The organism is Paenibacillus sinensis (genome assembly GCF_019904155.1).
GTDB lineage: Bacteria > Bacillota > Bacilli > Paenibacillales > Paenibacillaceae > Paenibacillus_AQ > Paenibacillus_AQ sinensis.
Map to the genome: position 1 here is coordinate 1 of NZ_JAHCMB010000057.1, position 4174 is coordinate 4174.

At 49.4% G+C, this 4174-nt stretch carries 3 protein-coding genes; all 3 read left to right on the forward strand.

Features of this window, described 5'->3' with window-relative positions:
• The first annotated feature begins 193 nt into the window (after positions 1-193).
• Entirely contained in the window at positions 194-2449 is a 2256-nt protein-coding gene (locus KIH86_RS07705) for an ATP-binding cassette domain-containing protein (RefSeq protein WP_223083750.1), read from the forward strand.
• Between the two features lie 236 nt (positions 2450-2685).
• On the forward strand, positions 2686-3696 hold the full coding sequence (locus KIH86_RS07710) for a LacI family DNA-binding transcriptional regulator (RefSeq protein ID WP_223083749.1): 1011 nt from the start codon (positions 2686-2688) through the stop codon (positions 3694-3696).
• 232 nt (positions 3697-3928) lie between these two features.
• On the forward strand, positions 3929-4174 hold a 246-nt coding region (locus tag KIH86_RS07715), incomplete at its 3' end, for a TetR/AcrR family transcriptional regulator (protein ID WP_223110367.1).

Sequence of the window (4174 nt, forward strand, 5' to 3'; positions counted from 1 at the left end):
ACAGGACTCATTCCCATGCCGTTTTGGTTCCAATTTCTATTGTCGTTCTTGTCTTTGAGCTAAACTTAATGACATTGGGCCAATGCCGGCTCTTTTTCTGCTTGATCCGGCTCACGTACCATGATTTTCTGTTCACGAGGATTGCTGCAATTTAGTATGAACTGAAACTATTACTGGCAGGAGGATGAAATGCATGAGCGTATCCAATCAGGAGTATATCGTTATCTCAGGTGCGAGGGAGAATAATCTCAAGAACGTATCCTTGCGTATTCCCAAGCGGAAGATTACGATCTTCACCGGGGTATCCGGGTCCGGCAAATCCTCGATCGTCTTCGATACGATTGCTGCTGAGTCCACACGATTGCTGAATGAGAACTTCAGTATGTTCGTGCGTAATTTCCTGCCCCGCGTTCCGCAGCCGGATACGGATGCGATCGAGAATCTGAGCATGGCCGTTATTGTGGATCAGAAGCGGCTGGGCGGCGGCTCCCATTCCACGATGGGCACCATTACCGATATCTCCCCGCTTATCCGGCTCCTTTTCTCCAGGGTAGGTCAGCCCTATGTTGGACAAGCCCACATGTTCTCGTTCAACGATCCGCAGGGCATGTGTCCCGAGTGCAACGGGATCGGCCGCAGACTGGGTGTAGACATGAGCAATGCGGTGGACATGTCCAAGTCGTTGAATGAAGGAGCGATCAGGTTCCCGGACTATGCGGTGGGTAGCTTTGATTGGACGATGGTCGTGCAGTCCAGGCCCTTTGATCCCGACAAAAAGCTGAGTGACTATTCAGCTGAGGAGCTGGAGCAGCTGCTGTACGGCAAGGCGAGGAAGGTTGAGGTGCAGTTCGGCGGCAAAGCTGTGAATATTACAGTAGAGGGCGTCATCGAGAAGTTCACTAACAAATACATCAAGCGTGACGTGAAGACGAAGTCCGAGCGCACGCAGCGAGCCGTTGCGCCGTTCATCACCGAGGGTCCCTGTTCCAGCTGCCACGGCGCAAGACTTAATCAGGCTGCGCTCGGCTGCAGGATCAATGGACACAACATAGCGGTAATGTCCTCAATGGAGGTTGGACAGCTCATCGGCATTATTCGTGAGATTGATGATGCGATTGCCGCGCCAATCGTCAAGTCGCTGACAGAGCGCCTGCAGCATTTGGTGGATATCGGACTCGACTACCTGACGCTGGACCGTGAGACGGATACTTTGTCCGGCGGCGAATCGCAGCGCGTCAAGATGGTGAAGCATTTGAGCGGCAGTCTGGTGGATGTCACTTACATCTTCGATGAGCCCAGTGTGGGCCTGCATCCCCGAGATGTACACCGGCTGAACGAGCTGCTTCAGAAGCTCCGCGACAAGGGCAACACCGTGATCGTCGTCGAGCATGATCCCGATGTGATCAAGGTGGCGGATCATATTGTTGACGTCGGGCCTCACGCCGGAAGCCGAGGCGGTGCAATCGTGTATGAAGGCAGCTTCCAAGGGCTGCTGAATGCAGATACATTGACGGGAACCCATATGAAGCGTCCGCTCCAGCTGAAGCATGATTGCAGACAGCCCTCCGGCAAGCTATCTATTAAGGATGCTTCATTACACAACCTGAAGAACGTGAATGCTGATATTCCGACCGGAGTGCTGACAGTAGTTACAGGCGTCGCAGGCTCGGGCAAAAGTACGCTGATTAACGAAGTGTTCCTCAGCCAGTATCCGGATGCGATCGTCATCGATCAATCGGCGATAGGCTTGTCAACGCGATCGAATCCCGCGACCTACACGGGAATTATGGATGATGTGCGCAAGGCGTTCGCATCTGTGAACAAGGTGAGCCCAGGCTTGTTCAGCTTCAACTCAAAAGGTGCCTGCGAGAACTGTCAGGGGCTGGGGGTTGTGTATACAGACCTTGCATTCCTTGAAAGTGTGAAGCTGCCGTGTGAAGTATGCGGAGGCAGGCGATTCAAGGAAGAGGTGCTTGCGTACAAGCTGAACGGCAGAGCAATTGCAGAAGTGCTGGAGATGACGGTGGAGCAGGCACTGGATTTTTTTCAGTTAAAAGAGGTTGTACGCAAGCTTCAGGCGATGAGCGACGTGGGGCTGAACTATATTACGCTCGGGCAACCGCTCAGCACGCTCTCCGGAGGAGAATGCCAACGCATCAAACTGGCAAGCGAGCTGCATAAGAAGGGGAGCATCTATGTAATGGACGAGCCAACGACCGGTCTGCATATGTCAGATATCGGTCACCTTCTGGAGATTATGAACCGCCTTGTGGATGCCGGCAATACGGTGATCGTCATCGAGCATAACCTTGATGTGATCAGCCAAGCGGATTGGATCATCGATATGGGACCGGACGGAGGCAGCAAAGGCGGGCAGGTGGTGTTCGAGGGAACACCTTCGCAGATCATCCACGTTGAACAGTCGATCACGGGAAAATATTTGATGTAATCACCATTTTAGCCAAGGTCACTCAAATTGAGTGGCCTTTCTTGTCAGGCTAAGGTTTAAGTACGGCAGTCCCGGAAGACTTGCGCATGTGCGTTGATCGATATGCCGCATACTAGCGAAGGCTAATGGAGAAGCGATCCGAGCGTTTCCCATCGGGCTGAGCATCGCGTATAATTAAACCTAAATGATTATGTACGTTGCTCACATTTCGTCTATTTTAATTTGAGGTGAGGCTTGTGGTGTCTATTCATGAGGTGGCGAAGCACGCGGGAGTTTCGGTGGCTACGGTATCTAAAGTGATAAATAATTATTCGGATGTCAGCAGTAAGACGAGAATTAAGGTGAATAAGGCTATCGAGCTGCTGAACTACCAACCGAATGTCGTTGCCCGCAGCCTTGTGAAAAAGCGTTCCTGGACGGTCGGGATGTTCCTGCTGGACTACTTCTCGAATCCCTTTATTGCCGAGCTTGTTGATGGATTAAGAAAATCACTTGAAGACAGCGGCTATGATCTGCTCTTCCTGTCACCGAATCTTAGCAACCCTGACTATACCTTCACCAAGCACTGCCTCAGCCGCAATGTGGATGGAGTTGTCATGTTTGGTGTCGACCGAAATAATCAAAATCTATTGGATTTGCTTCAGGCTGAAATGCCGACCATGATGATTGATACCGATCTGCTTGGACCTAGAACTGGTTATGTAACAGCTGACAATTCCCAGGGAGCCAACCTGGCAGTTCAGCATTTGGTGAAGCTTGGACATAAGCGTATCGCCTTTATTTCCGGAGATTTGGGATGTCTGGTTGGTCAAACGAGATTTACTGGATATCAACAGGGTCTGCGCTCGAGCAATCTTCCATACTACGCCAAATATGTGGAAGTTGAGGACTACAGCATTGAAGGCGGATATAACGCGATGAAGCGCCTGCTGCAGCTTCCGGAAGCACCGTCTGGTGTAATCTGTTCCTCCGACTATATGGCAACCGGTGCGATTGAAGCAATCCGCGAGTCCGGAATGCAGGTTCCTGAGCACATTTCCGTCGTTGGGTTCGATAACACGTTCTATGCGGAGCTGTCGAAGCCTAAGCTTACGACGGTCAATCAGAACATTGCCTCAATGGGGATGAGAGCAGGAGAGCATCTAATCCGAATGATCGAGAATCCCGATTATTCACCGCCAACAGAGATCGTGCCTGTAGATCTGGTTGTACGAGACTCAACAGGAGTATACATGGAGCAGCAATGACAAACGGAGAACCATTGCATTCATTTTTCAACTTGGATAGCATGACTGCCAATATCCAAATATTATAGGGAACTGCCAAGTAAAATGTCTGAAAACAGGATATTGTTTTGATAGAACGATACCCTGTTTATAATAGCTGTATTGACAAATCATCTTCAAGCAGCCATAATATGAATGAATTTTAGTTTGTTCATTCATATTATGATTTGGCTGTTAATTTGGAGGTCTATCCGTGCAAGATAAAAAGGAAATAATTTACGATTGTGCAAAGGAGTTATTCAGCGCAAAGGGATTTAAGGAAACCAATATTTCAGAAATCACAAAAAAAGCCGGAATGGCAGTAGGAACTTTTTATAACTATTATTCTTCTAAAGAAAAACTCTTTATGGATATTTTTCTGGAAGAAAACGCAAAGATGAAACAAGCCTGTTTTCAGTCACTTGACCTAGAGCAACCCCCTATGGAAGTTGTTGGTCAG